This window comes from Ureibacillus sp. FSL K6-0786 (assembly GCF_037965165.1).
Taxonomy (GTDB): domain Bacteria; phylum Bacillota; class Bacilli; order Bacillales_A; family Planococcaceae; genus Ureibacillus; species Ureibacillus thermosphaericus.
Genome location: NZ_CP150191.1, coordinates 1,522,777 through 1,545,764, shown reverse-complemented (window position 1 = coordinate 1,545,764; position 22,988 = coordinate 1,522,777). Strand labels below are relative to the sequence as shown.

Annotated in this window: 20 protein-coding genes; 4 read left to right on the top strand and 16 right to left on the bottom strand. The window is 36.2% G+C overall.

The window, feature by feature from the left end; genetic code table 11:
* The 3 genes from NSQ18_RS07490 to NSQ18_RS07480 all read right to left on the bottom strand — a co-directional run bounded on the left by NSQ18_RS07490 (nt 1) and on the right by NSQ18_RS07480 (nt 1,456).
* Nucleotides 1-465, bottom strand: a complete 465-nt coding sequence (locus NSQ18_RS07490) for a CtsR family transcriptional regulator (RefSeq protein ID WP_026019087.1) — start codon at nt 463-465, stop codon at nt 1-3.
* A gap of 212 nt (nt 466-677) precedes the next feature.
* The gene (locus NSQ18_RS07485) at nt 678-983 is read right to left on the bottom strand and encodes a DUF4870 domain-containing protein (protein ID WP_016838523.1); all 306 of its coding nucleotides are present in this window, start codon (nt 981-983) and stop codon (nt 678-680) included.
* A gap of 245 nt (nt 984-1,228) precedes the next feature.
* Entirely contained in the window at nt 1,229-1,456 is a 228-nt protein-coding gene (locus NSQ18_RS07480; RefSeq protein WP_016838522.1) for a hypothetical protein, read from the bottom strand.
* 150 nt (nt 1,457-1,606) lie between these two features.
* On the opposite strand from NSQ18_RS07480, the gene NSQ18_RS07475 reads away from it, so the two are divergent.
* Entirely contained in the window at nt 1,607-2,923 is a 1,317-nt protein-coding gene (locus tag NSQ18_RS07475) for a methyl-accepting chemotaxis protein (protein WP_016838521.1), read from the top strand.
* 114 nt (nt 2,924-3,037) lie between these two features.
* On the opposite strand, the gene NSQ18_RS07470 is transcribed toward NSQ18_RS07475, so the two are convergent.
* The 5 genes from NSQ18_RS07470 to adh form a co-directional block, all read right to left on the bottom strand.
* Nucleotides 3,038-3,532: an acyl-CoA thioesterase gene (locus NSQ18_RS07470; RefSeq protein WP_016838520.1), complete on the bottom strand. Its 495-nt coding sequence runs from the start codon at nt 3,530-3,532 to the stop codon at nt 3,038-3,040.
* Nucleotides 3,533-3,632: 100 nt separating this feature from the next.
* On the bottom strand, nt 3,633-5,060 hold the full coding sequence (locus NSQ18_RS07465; protein WP_168412258.1) for an aldehyde dehydrogenase family protein: 1,428 nt from the start codon (nt 5,058-5,060) through the stop codon (nt 3,633-3,635).
* Between the two features lie 61 nt (nt 5,061-5,121).
* On the bottom strand, nt 5,122-6,090 hold the full coding sequence (locus NSQ18_RS07460; RefSeq protein WP_016838518.1) for a DUF4003 family protein: 969 nt from the start codon (nt 6,088-6,090) through the stop codon (nt 5,122-5,124).
* A gap of 101 nt (nt 6,091-6,191) precedes the next feature.
* Nucleotides 6,192-6,554 carry a DUF779 domain-containing protein gene (locus NSQ18_RS07455; RefSeq protein WP_016838517.1) on the bottom strand — a complete coding sequence of 121 codons (363 nt, stop codon included), beginning with the start codon at nt 6,552-6,554 and terminating at the stop codon, nt 6,192-6,194.
* 24 nt (nt 6,555-6,578) lie between these two features.
* Nucleotides 6,579-8,114, bottom strand: coding sequence for an aldehyde dehydrogenase (gene adh / locus NSQ18_RS07450; protein WP_016838516.1), 1,536 nt, complete (start codon nt 8,112-8,114; stop codon nt 6,579-6,581).
* A 365-nt stretch (nt 8,115-8,479) separates the two neighbouring features.
* Between adh and NSQ18_RS07445 the strand changes: the two genes are divergently transcribed.
* Complete coding sequence (locus NSQ18_RS07445) at nt 8,480-9,199, top strand: hypothetical protein (RefSeq protein WP_016838515.1); 720 nt, start codon at nt 8,480-8,482, stop codon at nt 9,197-9,199.
* A gap of 81 nt (nt 9,200-9,280) precedes the next feature.
* On the opposite strand, the gene NSQ18_RS07440 is transcribed toward NSQ18_RS07445, so the two are convergent.
* The 5 genes from NSQ18_RS07440 to NSQ18_RS07420 all read right to left on the bottom strand — a co-directional run bounded on the left by NSQ18_RS07440 (nt 9,281) and on the right by NSQ18_RS07420 (nt 13,949).
* Nucleotides 9,281-9,988 carry an ABC transporter ATP-binding protein gene (locus tag NSQ18_RS07440; RefSeq protein WP_016838514.1) on the bottom strand — a complete coding sequence of 236 codons (708 nt, stop codon included), beginning with the start codon at nt 9,986-9,988 and terminating at the stop codon, nt 9,281-9,283.
* Nucleotides 9,988-10,764 carry an ABC transporter ATP-binding protein gene (locus NSQ18_RS07435; protein ID WP_016838513.1) on the bottom strand — a complete coding sequence of 259 codons (777 nt, stop codon included), beginning with the start codon at nt 10,762-10,764 and terminating at the stop codon, nt 9,988-9,990. The genes NSQ18_RS07440 and NSQ18_RS07435 overlap by 1 nt, the downstream gene beginning before the upstream one ends.
* The gene (locus tag NSQ18_RS07430; protein ID WP_016838512.1) at nt 10,761-11,699 is read right to left on the bottom strand and encodes a branched-chain amino acid ABC transporter permease; all 939 of its coding nucleotides are present in this window, start codon (nt 11,697-11,699) and stop codon (nt 10,761-10,763) included. The genes NSQ18_RS07435 and NSQ18_RS07430 overlap by 4 nt, the downstream gene beginning before the upstream one ends.
* 12 nt (nt 11,700-11,711) lie before the next feature.
* The gene (locus NSQ18_RS07425; RefSeq protein ID WP_016838511.1) at nt 11,712-12,587 is read right to left on the bottom strand and encodes a branched-chain amino acid ABC transporter permease; all 876 of its coding nucleotides are present in this window, start codon (nt 12,585-12,587) and stop codon (nt 11,712-11,714) included.
* A gap of 132 nt (nt 12,588-12,719) precedes the next feature.
* Complete coding sequence (locus NSQ18_RS07420; protein WP_016838510.1) at nt 12,720-13,949, bottom strand: ABC transporter substrate-binding protein; 1,230 nt, start codon at nt 13,947-13,949, stop codon at nt 12,720-12,722.
* Between the two features lie 468 nt (nt 13,950-14,417).
* Between NSQ18_RS07420 and NSQ18_RS07415 the strand changes: the two genes are divergently transcribed.
* Both NSQ18_RS07415 and pgeF read left to right on the top strand, forming a co-directional pair.
* Nucleotides 14,418-15,662 (top strand): DUF346 domain-containing protein, encoded by a 1,245-nt coding sequence (locus NSQ18_RS07415; RefSeq protein WP_096550041.1) that lies wholly within the window; start codon nt 14,418-14,420, stop codon nt 15,660-15,662.
* Between the two features lie 354 nt (nt 15,663-16,016).
* A complete protein-coding gene (pgeF, locus tag NSQ18_RS07410) occupies nt 16,017-16,778 on the top strand; it encodes a peptidoglycan editing factor PgeF (protein ID WP_016838508.1) in 762 nt (253 codons plus the stop codon).
* Nucleotides 16,779-16,825: 47 nt separating this feature from the next.
* Here the strand turns inward: pgeF and NSQ18_RS07405 are convergent, their stop codons facing one another.
* Genes NSQ18_RS07405 through NSQ18_RS07395 form a run of 3 tightly spaced genes read right to left on the bottom strand, consistent with a single transcriptional unit; the run spans nt 16,826 to nt 22,919 of the window.
* The gene (locus NSQ18_RS07405) at nt 16,826-20,011 is read right to left on the bottom strand and encodes an efflux RND transporter permease subunit (RefSeq protein ID WP_339287572.1); all 3,186 of its coding nucleotides are present in this window, start codon (nt 20,009-20,011) and stop codon (nt 16,826-16,828) included.
* 3 nt (nt 20,012-20,014) lie between these two features.
* Entirely contained in the window at nt 20,015-21,391 is a 1,377-nt protein-coding gene (locus NSQ18_RS07400) for an efflux RND transporter periplasmic adaptor subunit (protein WP_016838506.1), read from the bottom strand.
* Between the two features lie 46 nt (nt 21,392-21,437).
* The gene (locus tag NSQ18_RS07395; protein ID WP_096550038.1) at nt 21,438-22,919 is read right to left on the bottom strand and encodes a TolC family protein; all 1,482 of its coding nucleotides are present in this window, start codon (nt 22,917-22,919) and stop codon (nt 21,438-21,440) included.
* Between the last annotated feature and the right edge of the window lie 69 nt (nt 22,920-22,988).

Here is a 22,988-nt window from a genome sequence, read left to right as displayed (position 1 = left end):
TTATTTTTCGTATTTTAAAGTTAGTAACATCGATGTTAAAATAGCTGCCCTCAATTCATCACGAGCTGGGAGTTGTAACTTTAACGTATTCCGATCGATGGCAGCGAGCATTATCGTTGCCTCTCTGTCGGTTATAACGCCTTCGTCCAGCAGCCTATATATAATATCTTCAGCCATATTTTGCGTGGCACCTTTTTCAATTTGTTTAATGATATTTTCAATCAGCTCAACTTTTGAACTTGGTTTCACACGAAAAATTCTTATATATCCACCGCCACCTCGTTTGCTTTCAACAAGGTAGCCTCGTTCCACTGTGAATCGGGTATTAATAACGTAATTAATTTGCGAGGGAACGCATTGAAACATATCGGCTAATTCACTGCGTTTAATTTCAATATGTCCTTTACCACCTAATTCGATAACTTGTTTTAAATACCCTTCAATTAAATCTGAAATATTTTTCATTATGATTACAACTTCACCTCGCTCTTTTTGACTTTGACTATCTTTGACTTTATTATATTTCCTTTTTTCCATATTTGCAACGATAAACCCTTGACCATTTTTATTGTAAAAAAATCGACAATACGTATGAAAGTACGCTTTGCCGATTTTTTATCAATATATTCATCTAAGCTGAAGAATACTCAGGAGTTTTACATTTACGAGAAATTATTTTATACCCAACGGCCAACAATTGGGTAATTCCAAGGTGTTTCTCGCAGCGCATTGAAAATACCGATAATTGGTACAACAAATGTCATAATTCCAAAGATAATTAAGAATGGAATACCAATTAAAAGAAAACTTAGTACGACAGAAATACCGATTAATACCCACATAACAAACTGGAAGAGCAATGCTTGAATCGATATTCGTTTAACACTTTCTTCACTGCTTATTAAGAAAAATAAAATTGGTACTAGAACTGGTGCAAAAAAAGCACTTGCGTGAATAATAACTTTAGCCCATTTTTCTTCCATATATTTGTTAACCCCCTTTAAGGTTATTGAAATTCTTGTTATATACATGTACGAATGATTTGATTAATAGTTTCAAAAACCTTGCGTGTTTTATCATTGATTTTATTCTTTTGTCCGTTTCTTTTTCATATCTTTTCCACAATTTTCAATTTATAGTCAAAAAAATCTTTAGATACTACTAAATAATATGGTATTCTGTAAACAGAAAAACAGAAATGAAAAAAGCCCTCTCAAATTAGGAGGGCTTAATTACCATTCTTTTTATTATCTGTATGTTTAGAATCGATTTCATCAGGATGATCAGCAGGGAATAACCCGCGGGCAAAAAGACCTGAAAACAAGGTGGCACTAATGATAATTAAAATTTTATGATTTTTCGGTACCTCATCAAACATATTGTTTAACATTAATGTGGAAATAACTGCTACTGTCACCATGGACACAATAATATAAGCAAGCCTTCGCTGATTCATCTTAACAAACTTCCTTTACTAATTTAATAAAAAACAATACGAACTAATAAACTAATCGTATTTTACATTGTTTATAATAAAAATACAAATTCAGGAATTAAACTGTAATGGGTCAAACAAAAAAAAATTAAATTAGAATGGAGCATACATATGAGGTTTGTACTTTATAACAAGGAAAACAAATCAAATTATAATCAATTTTTTGATGAAGAAAAATATATTCACGAAGTAGGAATAAACGTTTCTGCGAACCCTATTGTAGCCAAACAAATTGAAATGGTTCAGTTAACAAAAAAAGAATTAGCCATCCTTAAACAATTAAAACCACTTATTGAGAACTATATTCCAAAGATGGTTGATATTTTTTATGAAAACATTTCAATGAATAAACATTTAGTAGAATTAATTAATCAATACTCAACAATCGATCGATTGAAAATTACTTTAACAAAGCATTTACAAGATATTTTTGAAGGACAAATTGATAATCATTATTTAGAGAACCGAACTAGAATTGCCCTTGCTCATATCAAAATTGGATTATCATCTAAATGGTATATCGCTTCTTTCCAATCTTTAACAACAACCTTTACTCAGTTTATTAATAAGCTTGATATTTCTAAAGAAGAAGCAATTCTTGCCATCAATGCATTTTCTAAAATTATCAATTTAGAAATGCAACTTGTGATTGAAGCATACGAAATTGAGCAAGAACGATTACGTATGGAAAATGATCAAGTAAAACAATCATTATTAATCTCCATCCAAAACATTGCTGAAGATTTAAATGCCATGAATCAAGAAACGACAGCATCGATTCAAATGATTTCTGAACAATCACAAAATATCGCATCAGCCACATCACAAGGTTTAGATTTCGTTGCTGATACAGAGGAAAAATCTAACCAAGGGAAAGCACAATTAGCAAAACAGACAAACTTAATGAACACGATTTTAAACAGTGTAAATTTATTAGAAGAGTCCATGACAAACTTACGTTCTTCTTCTAAAAGCATTTCTGAAATTGTAAACTTAGTGACGAACATAGCGGATCAAACAAACTTACTTGCTTTAAATGCATCAATTGAAGCGGCTCGTGCGGGTGAACACGGAAAAGGATTTGCTGTCGTTGCAGAAGAAGTTCGAAAACTGGCTGAAGAAACGAAGAAAGCAGTACAAAATGTCTCTGGATTAATACAAGAAATGGAAGAAAACATTACGGATATGACGTCTAGTGTCAACAATGTAGATGAACAAGTACAATTAAGCGTACAAACTCAAGAGCACTTAGCAGAATCATTTGAACAAATTGCCCAAAAAGTTTCTGGGATACGCAATCAGTATGCTTCCACGTCAAAAGATATCGAAAATATTTCAAGCAATATTGCTAATTTAGTAGAAAGTTCAACTCTAATTTCAAAATCATCTGACACATTACTCAAAGTGGTAAATGATTTTTCCAAATGAGAGATAAAAAATACTAAATTTAGTAGTAAATTGTCCTTTTTGATGTATAAAAACCGCAGACATTAAAAGTGTCTACGGTTTTTTTATTTGAGGCGGTTTTTGTCCCAACCTAATTTACTTTTGAACGACGACCTCTTTTACTTTATTTCTTTTTTCTTTTCTTAATCTTTGTCTTTCTAACCCCGCTTTATATAACTTCTCCTCTTCCTCAGTCTCAGGGTAGATTGCTGGAATCGGTGTCGGTTTTCCACCCTTATCAATTGCTACCATCGTAACAAATGATTCGGTTGTCAATTTTTCTTCACCTGTTTTAACATTGCGAGACATAACACGCACATACACTTCCATTGATGTTCTTCCGGTGGATGTGACAATTGCTTCTAACTCCAACATATCTCCAACATATGCAGGGGAAACGAAATCTACTGAATCAAAAGAAGCGGTTACCACTTCTTTTTTCGTATGCTTCATACAAGCAATTGCCGCGATTTCATCAATATATGCTAGTATCTTCCCACCAAAAATGGATCCATACTGGTTCGTATCTGGGGGTAATACAAGTCGTGTTTGAGTTGAGCGTGATCTGCTCATCGGGTATGCAATACTCATTTGTTGTCCTCCTAATACATGGTGTGCTTTACCGAGAAGTTTGCAATTATTATGCAAACATAATATTAATTTCATACGGTTGAGTATTGCAACTTTTCTTTTAAAATTCTGTTTTAATCGTAATAAACTTTAATTCCGTCATTTCTTCAATAGCGTATTTTATTCCTTCGCGTCCATATCCACTATTTTTCACGCCACCATACGGCATGTTGTCTACACGGAATGTCGGGATATCGTTAATTACAACTGTACCCGCTTCCAATTCATCCGCCGCTTTTAAAGCATCCGTTAAAACATTTGTGTAAATGCCAGCATTTAAACCTAAATCGGAATCATTTACATATTTTATGGCTTCGTCTAATGTTTTATAAGGTACAATCGAAACAATTGGGGCAAATGTTTCTAAACACATAATTTTCATATCTGGTTTTACGTTCACCATCACAGTTGGTGTCATCGTACGTTCCGTAAATTCAGCTCCTGTCGCTACTTTAGCTCCTTGAGCCTTCGCTTCTTCAATCCACTCTTTCATGCGCTCAACTTCTTTCGGATGAATCATAGCGCTTAAATCTGTTGAAGGGTCAAATGGATTACCTAATTTCAATTTTTTCGTTTCTTTCACGAATGCCTCTGTAAATTGGTCGTAAATGGATTCATGAACAAAAATTCTCTGCAGGGAAATACACACTTGTCCAGAAAAGCCGAAAGCACCGCTTACCGTGCGAGAGATGATTTTCTCAATTGGCGTACTTGGTTCAATGATGACAGCTGCATTGGAACCTAATTCCAATGTAACTTTTCTCAATCCGACCTTTTCTTTGATTTTCATTCCGACTGCGCCGCTGCCTGTAAACGTCACTTTCTTCACCAGAGGATGAGTTACAAGAACATCGCTAAGTTCTCCACCCGAACCCGTCACGATTTGTAGTGCACCATCAGGAAGTCCTGCTTCCTTAAAAATCTCCGCCATTGCTAAAGCACTTAGGGGTGTTTGAGTTGCTGGCTTTAGAACAACCGTATTTCCGACTGCAAAAGCGGGTCCTAATTTATGCGCAACTAAATTAAATGGAAAGTTAAAAGGGGTAATGGCTGATACAACGCCAATGGGTACTCGTTTCGTATAACCTATGCGATTTTTTCCTCCGGGAGCTGCGTCCATTGGGACCGTTTCGCCAAAAGTGTGTTTTGCCAGTTCAGCTGAAAATTGATATGTAGAAATGGTGCGATCCAATTCAGCCAGTCCAGCAGTAATCGGCTTTCCAGCTTCACTTGCAAGAATCTCTGCAAATTCCTGTTTTCTTTTCTGCATGATGTCCACAACTTTATATAAAATTTCCGCTCTTTCATAGGCTGTGGTTTTCTTAAACGTTTGAAACGCTTCATGTGCGCCTTCAATTGCACGTTCCACATCTTGTACAGAAGCCTTTGCCACTTTCGCAATCACTTCACCAGTGTAGGGAGCGGTCAAGTCATACGTTTCTTTTGCTTCCTCCCATTGACCGTTAATCCATAATTTTGTTTCTTTCATGTAGGACACCTCCATTATGATTTATTTCCATTTTATCACTCCCAACATTTTTTGGAGTGCATTAAGAACTGAAGAAATCGAAGAAATCACCTGCACTTCCCGGTATTAATGCAAAATCCAAAACATCCAGTGTTATCCCCAATACATGAATCAAATTTTCGAGAAATGCATGATCTTTCATATTGACCATATTTTGAACTTCGACCAGCTCTCTGATGATTTTCTGGATGGAAACAATCAACGCCAATTCCTTTGCCATACGGAAAATTTTCAATTCCATTAACGATTTATGTAATTCCGCAATTTCATCAATTTTTTCATTATCTGTTGCATTCAACGCCAAAATCCCGATATAGGGATAATGAATCGGTTTTATTTTGATTCCTTTCTGATTCAATCCCCTTTTCAGCTCGGCAACATACTGAAGCAACATTTCGTTATATTCGGAACTATACATCGTTAAGATTTGTGCAAGGCATTGAAGAGAGTTGCCCAACATAAATCCTTGCTTTCTTAGGCTTTGGTAATATTGCAAAATCGTATCCACCTGCGTATGCGGTTGTTCCATCCCTTTCGACAAAAGAACCACATAGGGAATATCTTCTTTGGAAGTTAAAAAGTATTGTTTTCGGTGCATTTCATCATATAAAGTTTTTGCTCGTTTGGCGTGAAGAAGAATGTCTTCTTCCAGCATCATGGCGCCCGCCAGTCGAAAAGGAGATTTAGTAAATCCGGCTTCTTTTAACGCCATATCCCTTTGCAATAGGTTTTCCATGCAACCATCTATATTCTGCCCTAAAAATTGAACGGCAATATGATAGGTGACGGGAGAATTCCTTTGTATTGCTTTGTTAGAGTTTTCTACCATCCTATCTACCACTTTTTGCAAAGCGACGCCGCTAAATTCTCTGTTTTCAAGTGTGTATTTGCTTGCAAGAGACATAAAAAAGTTTTGATTATAGGCATTGCCAAAAAAATTTACGGCTCGATTATAGTTGTTCTGAAAGTTGATGTGGAAATTTGTATCCATTTCATATCACTCCTAGTCTTATTACGATTGAAAGGAGGATATGTTTCAAAATAAAGAGGGAACTCCAATACTTGAAGCTCCCCCATATATATTATTCTATGTTAACCAACCTTATTTAATTCTGCTAGCTCCTCAGAAGTAAATGCTCTCGACCTTGTTAAGAAACGTTTACCTTCAACGCCTTCTAAACTAAACATACCTCCGCGACCGTCAACGACATCGATAATTAATTGAGTATGTTTCCAATATTCAAATTGAGTTTTATGCATATAAAACTTTGCTCCACCAATTTCCCCTAGTAATATATCCGAATCACCAATGATTAAATCTCCTTCAGGATAGCACATAGGGGAAGAACCATCACAGCAACCGCCTGATTGATGGAACATAATTGGGCCATGTTTTTTCTTTAATTGTTCAATGAGGGCAAGGGCTGCGTCTGTTGCTACAACGCGTTTTACCAACGCCATCCCTCCTAAATTTTAGAATCAGAAGAAACCAAGTTTATTTGGACTATAACTTACTAACAAGTTTTTCGTTTGCTGATAGTGTTCAAGCATCATTTTATGAGTTTCTCGACCGATTCCACTCATTTTATAGCCACCAAATGCTGCATGAGCTGGGTATTGGTGATAGCAGTTTGTCCATACGCGTCCAGCTTGAATTCCTCTTCCCATTCGATAAGCTGTATTAATATCGCGAGTCCATACTCCCGCACCTAATCCATACATCGTGTCATTTGCAATTTCTAATGCTTCTTCTTGCGTTTTGAATGTTGTAACAGCAACTACTGGACCGAAGATTTCTTCTTGGAAAATGCGCATTTTGTTATGACCTTTAAATACAGTAGGCTTAATGTAGAAACCTTCTGATAATTCTCCACCTAAATTGTTGCGTTCTCCACCGATAAGCAACTCTGCTCCTTCTTGTTTACCAATATCAATATAGGATAAAATTTTCTCCATTTGTTCTGTTGAAGCTTGAGCTCCTATCATTGTAGTTGGATCTAGTGGGTTACCTTGTTTGATGGCTTTTACTCTCTCAAGTGCGCGTTCCATAAATTTATCGTAAATGGATTCTTGAATTAATGCTCTTGAAGGGCATGTACACACTTCTCCTTGGTTAAGAGCAAATAATACAAATCCTTCAATTGCTTTATCTAAAAATTCATCGTCTGCTTCCATTACATCTTCAAAGAAGATATTTGGCGATTTTCCACCAAGCTCCAATGTAACCGGAATAATATTTTGTGAAGCATATTGCATGATAAGTCTACCTGTTGTTGTTTCACCAGTAAAGGCAACTTTTCCAATACGTGGATTGGAAGCTAACGGTTTTCCAGCTTCTAAACCAAAACCGTTTACAATATTCACAACACCAGGTGGTAACAAGTCTTCAATAAGTTCCATTAATACTAGTATAGAAGTTGGTGTTTGTTCTGCCGGTTTTAAAACCACACAGTTTCCTGCTGCAAGGGCTGGTGCGAGTTTCCATGCTGCCATCAAGATTGGGAAGTTCCACGGAATAATTTGCCCGACAACACCAATTGGTTCTTGGAAATGATAAGCTATAGTATTGTCATCAATTTGGCTAATACCGCCTTCTTGCGCACGAATCACTCCTGCAAAATAGCGGAAATGATCGATAGCTAAAGGTATGTCCGCATTTAAAGTTTCACGAACCGGTTTACCATTTTCCCAGCTTTCAGTAACTGCTAACAATTCTAAATTTTCTTCCATGCGATCTGCGATTTTGTTTAAGATTCTTGCTCTTTCTGCAACGGAAGTCTTGCCCCAAGAATCCTTCGCTTTGTAAGCTGCATCGATGGCAAGTTCAATATCTTCCGCTGTAGAACGAGCAACCTTTGTGTAAACTTTTCCTGTTACTGGCGATACATTATCGAAATACTCGCCATTAACTGGTGGTGTCCATTGTCCTCCGATATAGTTATCGTAGCGTTCCTTGAAGTTTACAATCGCTCCTTCAGTATTAGGAAATGCATATGCAGCAGTTAATACAGACATTTTCCTACTCCCCTCATTTTTTGATTTTTATACCTTTACTTCTTGATGACAACATACTCACTCCTAAAGGTATCTAATAATATATATTCGAAAGATTAGTAGATTATTTCTAATATTGAAAAATATTTTATATTTTCCTTCGCCACACTTCTCTATGAAACGACCTTTTTAGAGTGAGCTTTGCTAACCACATACCCCCTAATGAAAAAAATAAACTTTTTATTTTCAATTTTTACAATTTTCTGTATTTTATATAAATAAATAACGATTAACTAGTAGAATCAAAGAAATATATAGTTTTTTCTATTTAAAAGATTGTACAATATATGTAATAGATTTTGCGGACTAGAAAAGGTGGGATAAAAATGTTATCCATTCAAAGCACTGAACGTTTAACAGGGGGACGAATTAGTGGTGACTATTGGGATTTAGATGAGTTAATTAAGAATATCTACGAAGTTATTGGAGATGAAAATAATTATTATGATTACCGAGGTGCGAGACAACGTATATTAGGGGTTTGTCTTCAATTGCGGAAAGCAACTCAAGGAGAATGTAATATCGAGTTTGTAGCGAACGGCATCCATAAAGGAATTGAAAAGAAAAAAGACACGCTTGCTCCTGAAAAAAATGTATATTTCTCCGTTGAAATTTTATACCCTGAATTAATTTTTACAGCACTCGCTTTAAACGACTTCATCGATTTATACAATGAATTTATAGACAATAATCCATGGAACCCACATACTACATCCATTCGAAAATTCCAATCTCTTGTTACGGAATGTTTAAAAGAACATTTGCCTGAAGAACATTACAATGTATTTATACACTTAATGTTATCAAAATCGCCTAAATACTTCCGTTATGCAACTCAATATGTAGATATTTTAAACTTAGAATATCTTAAGCTAACATTTGAAGAAAGAAAAAAGCATTTAGGTGCCTTTGCTATTCGATTAATGGTGGAAGATGATGAATACTTGGCTTTAAAGGATCAAATATTAGCCACTGCCAATATTACAAAACATGAAATTCATGAATTACCTCTTCAAATGAAATATCCTGAATATATTGAATGGTAATATTAGATTGCTATTCAGTCATAATGATAAAAAAAGACTGTACCGAAAAGTTTCTCTTCTCTTTTCGGACAGTCTTTTTTATTATACTCCTCCCAAATATGCCGCCTTTACTTCTTCACTTTCTTGAAGTTCCTTCGCTGTTCCTGACAATACAATTTTTCCAGTTTCGATAACATAAGCTCGGTCTGCTATCGATAAAGCCATATGAGCGTTTTGTTCAACAAGTAAAATAGTTGTTCCTTCTTTGTTGATTGTTTGAATAATTTCAAATATTTGTTGAACAATTAGTGGGGCAAGTCCCATTGAAGGCTCATCCAACAATAGTAAATTTGGTCTTGCCATAATCGCTCTTCCCATTGCCAACATCTGTTGTTCCCCACCGGATAAAGTACCGGACAATTGTTTTCTTCGTTCCTTTAATCTTGGAAATAGTTCAAATACATGGTCTAAATCTTTTTTGATTCCATCGCGATCTTTCCTAAGAAAAGCACCCAACTCCAAGTTTTCTTCTACTGACATATTCGCAAAAACCCTGCGTCCTTCCGGCACATGAGAAATACCACTTTTCACAATCGCTTGAGCTGGTTTGCCACCAATTTGTTGCATTTTGTACGTAATCGTACCTTGCTTTGGTTTCAGTAATCCAGATAACGTTTTCAACAAAGTAGTTTTTCCTGCGCCGTTTGCACCGATTAACGTAACAATCTCACCTTCATTAACTTCCAAGGAGATATTTTTTAATGCATGAATATTCCCGTAAAACACATCAATATTATTTACTTGTAGCATTAGTGTACGACCTCCTCACCAAGGTAAGCTTCAATTACCTTTGGATTGTTACGTATTTCTTCCGATGTTCCTTCAGCAATTAATTGACCATGGTCTAAAACGTAGATTCTTTCACAGATTCCCATTACTAGACTCATGTCATGCTCGATTAATAGAATTGTTAAATCAAATTCTTTTCGAATTAATGCAATTAAATCCATCAATTCTTGTGTTTCTTGTGGATTCATTCCCGCTGCAGGCTCGTCTAATAATAGAAGCTTTGGTCCAGCAGCTAACGCTCGAGCGATTTCTAGACGTCGTTGCATTCCATAAGGCAAGTTTTTCGCTAATTCATCTTTATAAACGTCTAGCTCAAAGATTTTTAAAAATTCAATAGACTCTTTCTCCATAGTTGCCTCGCCTTTAAAATGAGTTGGCAAACGCAAGATGGAAGAAAGGATTGAATGTTTCGCAAGCTGATGGTTTGCGATTTTTACGTTATCTAATACCGTTAAATCCTTAAATAATCGAATATTTTGGAATGTACGGCTGATTCCTTTATGCGATACTTGGTATGGTTTTAATCCCTTAATACTTTGACCATTAAAGGTAATTTCACCTTCTGTTGGTACATATACACCAGTTAACATGTTGAAGGTTGTGGTTTTCCCTGCTCCATTCGGTCCAATTAGTCCAACAAGTTCTCCCTTATTTAAATACATGTTGACATTTTGTACCGCTTTCAATCCACCAAATTGTATACCGATATTTTCCAATTTCAGAAGAGGATTACTCATGCTTCAGACCCCCCTCTATTTTTTACTTTAAATAAGTCTTTTAACTCTTTTGTTCCCATCAATCCTGTTGGACGATATAACATCACGATAATCAATACGACAGAGTAAATGATCATTCGCGTTTCTGGGAACGCTTGCAAATATTGTGAAATTGCCGTTAAGAAAATAGCTGCCATGACAGAACCTGAAAGGCTTCCTAAACCGCCTAATACGATATAAATCAGAATTTCAAATGATTTTAAGAAGTTGAATGCTGTTGGTTGAATAATATAGAAATTATGTGCATATAAAGCACCTGCTACCCCTGCAAAAAGGGAACCGATTACAAAAGCAACAACTTTATAATAAGTTGTATTGATTCCCATCGCGTCGGCTGCTATTTCATCTTCACGAATAGCTAAACAACCGCGTCCATGACGAGAGTTTGTAAAATTAGAAATAACCATGATTGTAATAACCACACCGACAAAAGCATATGTCCAAGTTGTAGCATGATTGACAACCATCCCTGCTGCTCCGCCAACATAATCAACATTCAAGAATACAATTCGAATAATCTCAGCAAATCCTAATGTAGCAATCGCTAAGTAGTCTCCTTTAAGTCTTAAAGAAGGTACCCCGACTAGTAAACCTGCTACAGCTGCAACAATCCCCGCTAATATGATTCCCACAATAAATGGCAACCCTAGTTTCATTGTACAAATTGCACTAATATATGCGCCTACCGCCATAAAACCGGCATGACCAATAGAGAATTGGCCTGTAACCCCTATTACGATATGCAAACTTACAGCAAGCATCACGTTAATACAAATCGTAATTAACATGTTTTGATAATATAAATCGAGCATTCCACTTGCAAGCATACCTTGTACAACTGCATAGATTACTAGTGCAAATGCTAAATAACCCCAAAAGGCTTTCGATTTTTTCATTTCCCCAGTCACCTACACTTTCTCACGGATGTTTTTACCGAATATACCTGCTGGTCGTAAAATTAAAATTAAGATTAAGATGATAAATGCTGCGGCATCGCGCCATAGTGAATAACCTACAGCACTTACAATTGTCTCAATGATTCCCAATATAAAGCCTCCAACCATCGCTCCTGGAATGCTTCCAATTCCTCCTAATACAGCCGCAATGAAGGCTTTTAAACCAGGTAGAACGCCCATTAATGGGTCAATTCTTGTGTAATATGATCCGAAAATTACTCCTGCTGCACCTGCTAAAGCGGAACCAATTGCGAACGTTGCCGAAATTGTATTATCAACGTTAATACCCATTAGTCTCGCAGCATCTGCATCGTGAGAAACTGCACGCATCGCTTTACCAATTTTCGTTTTATGAACAATAAATTGTAAAAGAATCATCAAAATGATTGTAACTACAAGAATAAAAATAGTTTGAGAGTTTATATTCGCACCTAAGATATTAATATTTGTTTGCGGTAATACTTGAGGATAAGCCTCTGGTGTGGCTCCTCTAAAGAATATCATGGTGTACTCTATTAAGAACGATACCCCAATGGCTGTCGTTAACGCTGCAATTCGAGTTGCATTTCTTAAGCGCTTATAAGCAACCCTCTCGATGATCATACCAATGATTGAACAAACAACCATAGCTATAATTAACGCTGGAATGAAACCCATTTCCCAACGAGTGATGGCAAAAAAACCGATAAATGCGCCAAGCATGAAAACGTCTCCATGGGCGAAGTTAATTAATTTGATAATACCGTATACCATCGTATACCCCAACGCAATCAATGCATAAATACTTCCTAAGGAAATACCATTAATGAGTTGCTGCAACCAATCCATAAAGTCACACTCCTTTTATGAAGCAAATATTTTATCTGTCAATTCTTAAAAGTTCAGAACATTCAACTAATATTTGGAAATTTGGGATACGAACGGGAAAAGGGAGGCGGTGTGCCCCCCTTTCTTGTAAAATTAAGGTTCAATTTTAGTTTTAAATGTTTGTGTACCGTCTACATACTCTAAAATTGTTGCAGATTTCACCGCATTATGCTTTTCATCCACAGAGACTGTACCAGATACTAGCGAAATATTTTTTGTTGCAGCAAGCGCGTCTTTAATTGCTGCTCCATCCACAGATCCTGCACGCTCAATTGCATCTTTAATGAAGTAAACTGTATCATATCCAAGAGCGTGGAAAGCATTTGGTGATTCACCGTATTTATCATTAAATGCTTTTACGAAGTCTTGAATTTTTGGATCTGGGTCTTCAGATGAATAGTGGTTAATAATGAATGAGTTGTTTAAGTTTTCAGCACCAGCTAATTCAACTAATTTTGGAGAATCCCATCCGTCAGCACCCATTAATGGAACATCGATTCCTAATTCACGCGCTTGTTTAACAATTAAACCAACTTCTTCATAATATCCCGGAATAAAGATAAACTCTGGGTTTTTAGATTTAAGAGTTGTTAAAGTTGATTTGAAGTCTGTGTCTTTCGCTACATACGCTGCTTCCGCAACTACTTGTCCGCCATTTGCTTCAATTTGTTCTTTGAATGCAGCTGCTAAACCTTTCGCATAGTCCGAAGAGTTATCTGCAAAAATCGCTACATTTTTTACTCCAAGTTCATTTGTAGCAAAGTTTGCAGCAATTACTCCTTGGAATGGGTCGATAAAGCATGTACGGAATACATACTCGTTAATAGATCCATCTGCATTCTCAGTAACGTTTGGCGCAGTTCCTGAAGCTGTAACAAGCGGAATTTTATTGTCGTTCGCAATTTGAACTGTCGCAAGAACGTTACCACTTGTTGCAGGGCCAATCATTACGTTTACTTTTTCTTGAGTTGCTAATCTGATAGCAGCAGATGTTGCTTCCGCGTTTTCAGATTTATTGTCAACTTTGACAAATTCTATTTTCTTACCATTGATTCCACCGTTATTATTAATTTCTTCAATCGCAAGTTCTGCACCTTGTGCAATAGATGAACCATAAGAAGCAACAGCACCAGTAAGCTCAAGGTTTGCACCAATTTTAATTACATCGCTATCTCCACCGTTTGAAGAAGAACCATTGTCTGATGAAGAACTGCTTCCTTGGTCACCCCCAGATCCTCCACTACAACCAGCTAAAGCTCCCACAACTAAAGAAGATGCTAGAAAAAGAGAGGCAAATCTTTTAGTCTTTTTTGATTCCACCATGTAATACTCCCCCCATTTATTTAGATTTTGTAATAAAAACTAATTAGATATTAGATTTTTCAGAAAATAAAAACACTTATTTCAGAATATTAATTTCATAATTTTCTGAAAAGGGTTTCAATCCAATATCTATTTCAAATGTATTAGCTTTCTGTATTGTAAAACATTATTTTTATTTAGTCTAGTGTGATTTTTTTGGAAATTTAAATATTTCGCATTATACAAAATATTTAATTAATAATTAATTGATATTATTATCGATTCAAACTTTTAATATTATCAAATTTTTATATTTTTCCTTTACAAAATTTTCTATAAAAAATTATGAATTTTATCGTGATACTCCCAACCGTTCTCCTATTTCCATGCTTAAATTTTATGCGCCAAAAATACTATGCTCTTTTGAATCATTTGAGTCCCATTTTTTTTCTTTACGCATACACTATTCAAAGAAATGGAGGTATTCATATGAACATGTATAATGGCTATCCCTATTATTACGTATATGTTCCTGTAAATTATTACTACCCTCCCAATCCTTTATATGTACAACAAACACCGCAACAAAGACCAAGTGAGCAAGAATTGATACAACGTATTCGCACAGAGCATAGCAACTTATATACGCAGCTAGAGCAAGCTGGTGTAAATCCCCAAATGATTGATACCCTCATGCTTCTAACAATTTCGTACTTACGTAATCAACAAAATTTAAATCGCACTCCTACCCAAATTTATAATCAGTTCCAGCGTGATAATCCTTGGTTCCCACTTTTTATCCGTTCAATGAATTTCCCAGAAAGCACAGTAAATCGCATATTAATTCGAGCTATTGAATTGGCTTTAGCTTATATCCGCGGTGAACGACCGGCTCCAGAACCTGGACCTAGGCCAGAAGAGGGTTGGTCCGATTGGGAAAGTTTAGGTGGAACATTATTAAGCGCTCCTAGTGTAAGTTCTTGGGGACCCAATCGATTAGACGTATTTGCAAGAGGTAGTGACAATGCGTTATACCATATTTGGTGGGATGGTAGCCGTTGGAGCAATTGGGAAAGCCTCGGAGGCGTATTAACATCCGCTCCTGGCTCTGTTTCTTGGGGTCCAAACCGAATTGACGTGTTTGTAAGAGGGACAGATGATGCCATGTACCATAAATGGTGGGATGGCACTCGCTGGAGCAGTTGGGAAAGTCTTGGAGGCACATTAACAAGCGGTCCTAGCGCATCTTCTCAACGTGAAAATCAATTAGATGTATTTGTAAGAGGCGCAGGAAATCGATTGTATAAGAGGACTTGGAACGGTTCTTATTGGGAACCTTGGGAAGATCTCGGAGGAAATTTAAATTCTGAACCAGCTGCGATTTCTTGGGGACCAAATCGAATAGATGTTTTTGCTAGAGGAGTAAATAATGATTTAATTCATAAATGGTGGGACGGAAACCGCTGGAGCGATTGGGAAAGCCTTGGCGGTACATTAACAAGTGCGCCAACCGTTTCTTCTAAGCGTCCAAACCATCTTGATGTCTTTATAAGAGGCGTAGGAAATCGATTGTTTAAGAGAACTTGGAATGGCACTCGTTGGGAACCATGGGTAAGCTTAGGCACTACTCAAATTACAAGCGCACCAGCAGCAGTATCTTGGGGACCAACTAGAACAGATGTATTTGCCAGAGGACAAAACAACGATTTAATTCATCGTTATCAAGGAAATTAAATAAATTAGGTTTGTCAAACTCCCTATTAGGTAGATAAACATTCCTAATAGGGCTTTTCTTTATACTTACCATTTGGCAAATATTTTTACCAGTATAACTATTATCACGTTTTTGAAAAGTGAATTTTCCTAGTTACCATTATTGCATTATTCCATCAGTATTACCTGTATATATATTGGATAACGTGTTTAAATTTTGATTTATTGGCTATTATAATTTGCAATTCTAAAATGGAAATCATATAGTTCACTCACCCGATATTTTCTGTAACATAATTACATACTTTATGACTCAACTGAAAGAACAATATATAATAAAAATTACCATGCAGAACTGAGTCTAGGAGTGAAGACATGACAACAAAAATTTATTTCAATAACGAAAAATTTATTGCTGGCATCACGTTAAAAAATGAAAAAGAGTTAGAACAGCATAACATGGCCCTTCATGTTTGCGATAATGAAGAAGATGTCGTTCAAAATCGTCAAAAGCTTGCTGCATACATCGGTTGTGATATCGAACAATTTGTATGTGCCAATCAAACCCATAGCGATAACATATATAAAGTTACAAAAAAAGATTGCGGACGAGGAGCACTTTCAAAAGATACTGCCATTCCAAATACCGATGCCCTTTATACAACAGAGTCCCACATCGTCCTTTGTACTTTTACAGCTGATTGCGTTCCAATTATTTTTTATAGTGAAAAAAGCGGCATTATAGGAGTGATTCATTCTGGTTGGCAAGGAACCGTGAAGGAGATAACTAGAAAAGTATTTGAACACATCCAAAAGAACGAACAATGTGATATTAAAGATTTCCGTGTTCATCTCGGTAGTGCAATTAGCCAAGAAAAATTTGAAGTTGATGAAGATGTGTATGCTAAATTTAAAAATTTAGGTTATGCAAATGAATTTATTTATTTTAACGAAGAGACGGGTAAATATCATATCGATAATCAACAAACGGTTAAAAAACAATGCGAACTTAGTGGTATACCGTCTGAACAGATTACCATTGACTCAACATGCACCTATAAGCATCCTCAAGGATTTTCTTATCGAGAAGATAAAAAGGCTGGACGTCATTTAAGTTTTATTATGAGAAAAGTATAAATAAAAAATAAAGCATACCTCTCTATCCGAGAGATATGCTTTTTTACTTACGTCAACTCTGGTTTTCCACCGATTGTTTCTAACTCTTTTTCTACGACTTTATTTTTCGCTTTTCTGCGCTTGAAGATTCTTCTTTTCGGTTTACCAGTCTTATCTGAATCATCTTTGTTAAAGATGTTTTTCACTTTTTCTGATATGTTATCAATCACGACATACATAACTGGAACGAATACTAAAGTAAAGATTGTAGAAGAAGTTAATCCGAATACAACTACTACAGCCATTGGTTGTTGGTTTTCCGCACCTTCACCAATTGCAAGGGCTAGCGGAATCATCGCTAAAACCGTAGTGAGTGTTGTCATTAAGATTGGACGCATACGGCTTTTTCCTGCTTCTACAATAGCCTCCATTCGCTCCATTCCATTTCTTCTTAAAATATTAATATATTCAACAAGTAAAATACCGTTGTTTACAACAATCCCTGCAAGCATAATTAGACCGATAAAACCTGGTAAACTTAACGGTAATCCTGAAATGAGTAGCCCTAATATTACCCCAATCACCATAGTAGGCATGGAGAACATGATGATAAATGGATAAGTAATGGATTCAAATTGAACAGCCATTACCATATATACAAGGAATATACCTAAAACTAATGCTAATGCTAATTGGACGAAAGATTCCATCATCGTTTCTACTTCTCCACCCATGGAAATTTCATATCCATCAGGTAAATGGATTTGTTTTAATTTCGCATCAATTTCCTTTGAAACCGTTCCTAAATCTCGTCCAATTACATCACTCGTTACGTTAATTGTACGCTCTTGATTATTTCGAGTAATTTGAGAAGGCCCTTGTACTGGCACTATTTCAGCAACGGCAGATAACGGAATATCCTCCCCTGCATTATTCCGAACAACAAATGTTTCTAAATCACGAACAGTCTCCGTTTTATCATCAGGTAATGCAACCGTTACGTCATATTCGCTACCATCTTCTTTATACCTAGTCGCCACTTGGCCGTTAAACGCTACATTGATTTCATTCATAATTTGTTGGTAACTTAGCCCAAAAGCAGAAGCCAGTTCACGATTTACAACCACTTGCAATTCTGGACTTCCATCTTCAACCGAACTTTTCACATTCAACGTTCCATCGATATCCTCTAAAATCCAAACAACTTGCTGTCCTAAATCAGTTAATACATCTAAGTTATCCCCTGAAATCGAAAGCGAGATTGGTGAACCAGTGGACATTCCATGGCTATTTTCCGATATAGTAATTTCTGCCCCAGGAATATCGCTTACTAAATCGTTTAATTGAGCAATGAATTGATCAGTAGTAATATCCCTTTCCGATGAACTAACTAGTTCAATCATATAGGACGCCACATTTTTACTTCCTGCAGTAATACCATTTGTAGTACCACCAATACTTACATAATTCACTTTAATTATATCTTCAAAGTTTTTTAACCGTTCATTAATTTCCTCTACGATAGATTCCGTTTCCTCTAACTTCGCACCGTTTTGCAACTGTGCAGTAATTGAAACTTGCCCGCTATCTGTTGCAGGCATTAGCTCCATACCCACAACTGGCATTAAAGCTAAACTTCCCACAAAAGCAGCAGTTACGATGGCAATAACTGTTTTCCTTCTACGTAAGGCCTTTTCTAGTACATTTCCATAGAAATTTTTAATTTTGTTTAAAACACGATTAAAGAAGTATTGTCCATTATCCTCATCTACTGAGATTTGAACATTACGCATAAATTGCGTTGATAGCATTGGCACCAATGTCATGGCAGCTACTAGCGATGCTGTCAATGCAAATACAACCGTCAATGCTAACGGACGAAAAATTTGTGAAGCAAGCCCTTCTACGAATACGACTGGAACGAATACAGCTGCAGTCGTCAGTGTAGAGGCAATAACAGCAGGGCCTAATTCCGAAGCACCATGGTATGCTGCCTCTTTAATCGATAATCCTTCCGAACGCTTCTTGTATATGTTTTCTAATATAACGATGGAGCTGTCAACCATCATCCCGATACCGAGAGCCAGTCCACCCATCGAAATAATATTTAATGTTTCTCCTGTGAAGTACATTAACGTAAATGTACTAATAATGGAAATCGGCATTGAAACGGCAATAACTAACGTCGCTTTTAGACTCCTTAAGAAGAGTAATAGGATGATTGCAGCGAGTGATCCCCCTACAATCATGTTATCTAGAACTGAGTCAATTGATGCAGTAATATACACCGACGTATCCATAATCGTTTTTACTTCTAATCCTCGTTCGGTATATTTTTCATTCAATTTCTCAATAACTTTTTTAACTTCTTCTGCAGTTTCAACGGTGTTCGCATCCGACTGTTTCATAATGGTGAAAATTAATGTATCTTTACCGTCCACTCTAGAAATTGACGATACTTCTTTAAATGTATCTTCGACATCCGCCACGTCTTTTACGCGAACGGTATCACCATTATTTAAAGTGATGAGCGTATTTTCAATATCACTAACGGATGTATATTCTCCAACAACGCGTAGTTGCACATCTTGATTTCCTTGTTCAACCGTTCCTGCCGAGATTGTACGATTCTCCGCTTGTAATGCAGCAATCACTTGTGAACCTGTTAGTCCATAGTTTTTCAGCATTGATTGATTCAAATTGATGCGAATTTCGCGTTCTTTTCCACCAACAATGGTAGCAGAGGCAACACCAGGCGCTCGTTCAATTGCCGGTTGAATATCACTTTCTGCAATATCTTGTAATTTTTCCAAATTATCTCCTGAGAGGCTTGCAATCACTACAGGTGTCGCATTTGGATCAAGTCGCATTACCATCGGATCATTTGCACCATCTGGAAGCATCCCCGATATTTGATCGACTTTTTCTCTAACATCGATTAACGCATCATCAATATCCCGACCATAATCAAACATCATTAGTACTAGAGAAGCTCCTTGACTGGATACTGACTGAATTGTATCCATGCCTTCTACCGTACTTACAGCTGATTCAATCGGTTTTGAAATCAATTCTTCTATTTCTTGTGGAGCAGCTCCTTGATAACTTGTAGCAATAACCGCTATTGGCAAATCAATTTTCGGGAATAATTCTACCTTCAATTCCCTTAAAGAGATAAAGCCCAATAGAATAGCACAAATAACAAACATGATAACGCCGACTGGACGTTTAATTGAGGTGTTTACAAGTTTCAATGTCTACTCCTCCTCCATTATACGGACTTTATTTCCATCATCGAGGAGGTTCTGTCCACTGATTACAACTTGTTCGTTTTCTTTAAGTTCTCCCACGACAGCCACCAAATCTGTACTGTATTTGAGAATTTCTACTTCTCTTTGTTCTGCTTTTCCTTCTGAAACGATGAATACAACGGTTTTCCCTTCTTTTTGTACGATCGCTTCAACAGGAATAAGAAGCGAGTTGGCTTGTTTAATTTCTTCCACAATGACGGAAGCAATCATGCCTGGTCGAATTTTTTGTTCTTTATTATCGATATTAATATCAACAGTAAATAGTCCAAATCCTGAACTCACTGAAGAAACATAGGCAACATTTCCTTTAAATGTTCCTTCTAAACCGGCAACTTTCACATCTAATACATCCCCGACTTCGAAGGAAGATAGTTGGTTAGCCGTAATTTTCACACTTAATTTCACTGAATCTTTTGCTACAATCGTTGCAAATGGGTTGGCATTAGAAGCCATTTCCCCTACTTCCCCATTGATTTCTGTAATTTCTCCTGCAATCGTCGCTTTAATCACTTTATCATCTAAACGATCCTTAGCAGCATCTACAGCAAGTTGAGCTTGATCTACTTGTATTTGTGCCTGTTCCACTGCAATTTCCGCATCTTTCATGGAAGTTTGCGCCAGCTCCACATTGATTTGAGCTTGCTCTACAGCTACTTCTTGCATTCTAATGCCTTCATTTTCCGTTGTTTTTTTCGATAGTTCTGCTTGGTCTAAAGCAATTTTTGCGCTTCTCTCCGCATTTTGAGCATTTTCATAATCTTGTAGAGAAATCAAACCAGCTTCATATAAAGCTTTCATTCTGTCTAAGTTTCTTTTAGCTTGTTCCCAAGAATTTCGAGCATTTTGAATTTGAAAATCTAAATTTTTTAAATTCTCTTTTGCTTGTTGTAAAGAAGCTTCAGCTGATTTTAGTGAGGCCTGTGCTTGTTTATAACTGTTTTCAGCTCTTACCTTGCCATTTTGTGCGCTTTTCAAACTAGCCTGTGCTTGCTCTAAGCTTTTTTGCTGCTGTTCCATCGCATTTCTTTCAGCTGTATCATCAAGCTGGGCTAGAATATCGCCCTGCTTTACTTTATCTCCTTTTTTTACATAAATTGCTTTAATTTCTCCAACAGCTTTCGGTAAAACTGCAACCTCATTTTCAGGTAAGATGGTGCCCGATAACTCATTATCATCTGTTAAAGCACCGAAAGTCACTGTCGCAACTTTTACTGGTATTTCTGTTTCAGGAACCTCTGTTTCTTCTGTCGAATTATTACAACCTACTAATAGGATGATAGATGTTAACAATAGAAGGGTCCCTATTATTCCTTTCTTAGTCATCTATTTAAAGCCTCCTTAGCAAAGGAAAAATCCAAAGCCCTGATTATCAATTTCTAACAATAACACCTTTATCCATTAACTCTACTTGTTTTGTGAGTAAATAATATTGGTATTTGGCGTTGTTATAGTTAAATTCCGCTTGTTTTATACTTGTATTGGCTGCATCAAATTCTTGTTTTGAAAGTAAGCCTAAATTGTAGTAAAGCTGTGTATCAGCATAATCAGTTTTTGCTTGTTCTAGATCTTTTTTCGCTTCATTTAACGCTTCATATTGTTTTTGTACTTGATGGAAGGTATTTTTTATAGCCTTTTCTAATTCTACTTGAAGAGCTTCAATTTGCAATTTAGCTACCTCAACATCATTTTCAAGCATTTTTTCTCTTTCTCTTGTACGATTTTCTTCATCATCAAAATCATCTAATGCTTTTTCTTTAATTCGTAAATTTGTTCTTGCATTCACCATGTCAAAGCTATTTTTAATAAGTTCTTCTGTTGATTTTTCCTGTTTTATTAACGCCAATTCCCCTAAGTCCGGTCTTATCAATTTAAAATCTTCATCATATGTAATGCCAATTGTAGTAGCAAATACCGCCTTATCATGTTTAAGTTGCTTTTCAAGTTCAGCAATTTGCGTTTCTAAATCAGATATGTCTCTTTCTGTTTTTTCATAGTCTTTTCTCGATACTAATCCTAGTTCATAACGTGTTTTCATCCCGTTTAATTGGCTTTGTTGTACTTCGAGTGTATATTTCATAAAATCAATTTGCTCTTCAGTTAAAAGCAAGCTAATAAAATCTAATATGATTGGTAGCTTTAATTGTTCACGCATTTGCACACGGTTATTAAACATTTGAGTTCGTTGAATATCTAAAGTATCAAGCATGTTTTTATACTGATTCACTTGGAAATAGAGGTTGCTTAAATTGCTTTTTAGCACATTCAATTGCTCTTTTACTAATTCTCTTTGCTGATATTTTTCATATTCATCCACGTATTTCATGGCATTTTCCAAAAAATTGATTAAATATCTTATTTGTGTTTTAACGATTACATTATCAGAGTCTGAAGGATCGATATCTGGTTCAAGGTCTTCCGGATTGATGTCTAATAATTCTTCTAAAGATCGCTTGAGATTAGTTACTTCTTTCGCTAAATCAACTGTCACTGTATCTTTTGAAGTAGATTCTAAATACTTATTTAACTCTTCTATTTTTCTCTGAGTACTCTCATAAGAACTTTCTGCAACATCGAGAAGATCCTCATACATATCTTCTTGTAATTTTAAGTTTTCAATAGTATACTCCAACTCAATTAAAGAATAGTTACTGTTTAATCCATATCGAATCGCTTCTTCCAACGTTAACTCTTGGACTTTCACTTTTTCGACAAAAGATTTTTCTTCCTCTTTTTTGTTTTTCGTTTTTGCAAATACATGATCAGGAGAATTTGGAGCAGCGGCGACGACTGCTGGTGTAATACTACTTGCCGCAAGAGCGGCAGCTATACCAATAGTCAAACTTTTCTTCACAGGAAAAACCTCACTTTCTAATCATTTATTTTCTATATAAGACATCCACCATCTTCCAAAACAACCGTT